Origin of the sequence: Micromonospora sp. M51, from assembly GCF_018070305.1 — a bacterium.
GTDB classification, from domain to species: Bacteria; Actinomycetota; Actinomycetes; order Mycobacteriales; family Micromonosporaceae; genus Micromonospora; species Micromonospora parva.
In genome coordinates, this window is the sequence record NZ_JAGPXZ010001516.1 from 1 (window position 1) to 450 (window position 450).

At 64.0% G+C, this 450-nt stretch carries 1 pseudogene; it reads right to left on the reverse strand.

From position 1 onward, the window contains the following. Window positions 1-450: pseudogene (gene acnA, locus KBX53_RS35740) on the reverse strand (aconitate hydratase); the annotation flags it as partial.

Below are 450 nucleotides of genomic sequence, written 5' to 3' on the forward strand. Positions count from 1 at the left end.
GTTGGTGCCCTTCGCAGCCCAGTCACGGGAGGAACCGGTGCCGTACTCCTTGCCTGCGAGCACTACGAGCGGGATGCCTTCCTTCTCGTAGTTCATCGCGGCGTTGTAGATGAAGTCTTGCGGCGCGTCTTCCTTGGTGAAGTCGCGGGTGTAGCCGCCCTGCTCATCCACCAGCTCGTTGCGTAGGCGGATGTTGGCGAAGGTACCGCGAACCATGACCTCGTGGTTACCGCGGCGGGAGCCGAAGGAGTTGTAGTCCTGGCGCTGAACCCCGTGGGAGTCGAGGTAGTCCGCAGCCGGGGTGCCCGGCTTAATCGAGGAAGCGGGGGAGATGTGGTCGGTGGTCACCGAGTCGCCCAGCTTGGCCAGCACGCGAGCGCCCTCGATGTCGGTGACATCTTCCGGCTCCTCCGGCATGCCGTCGAAGTACGGTGCCTTGCGGATGTAGGT